Raw genomic sequence first — 440 nt, 5'->3', positions numbered from 1 at the left:
TCTTCTGAAGCAGGGAGAAGAAGCTCTCCATGGCCGCGTTGTCACCGCAGGCGCCGACTCGACCCATCGATCCGATCATGGCGTGCCGGCCCAGCGCGTGGACATGCTTCCGGCTGCGAAATTGGGATCCTCGATCGGTGTGTAGCACGCAGCCGGCCACGTCACCTCGCCTGGCGACGGCGTTGTTCAGGGCCGCGACCGCCAGCCGTGACTTCATCCTCGAGTCGATCGAGTAGCCGACGATCCGGTTGGAGAAGACGTCCTTGACCGCGCAGAGGTAGAGCTTCCCTTCCGCGGTCCAGTGTTCGGTGATGTCGGCCAGCCACAGCTGGTTCGGGCCGTGCGCGGTGAAGACGTGCCGGGTCACGCCGTGCTTATCCACGACGGCGCACCGGTCGTCGTGGACCGGCGGTCCGGGCTTCTTGCCATTGCGGGCGCGC

At 66.1% G+C, this 440-nt stretch carries 1 protein-coding gene; it reads right to left on the bottom strand.

Annotation, left to right across the window (positions count from 1 at the left end):
• The coding region (locus N801_RS19250) for an IS3 family transposase (RefSeq protein ID WP_035941150.1) at positions 1-440 on the bottom strand (440 nt) is incomplete at both ends.

Origin of the sequence: Knoellia aerolata DSM 18566 (assembly GCF_000768695.1) — a bacterium.
Taxonomy (GTDB): domain Bacteria; phylum Actinomycetota; class Actinomycetes; order Actinomycetales; family Dermatophilaceae; genus Knoellia; species Knoellia aerolata.
Note: the sequence above shows the minus strand (reverse complement) of the source record. Positions and strands in the feature narration are given on the sequence as shown.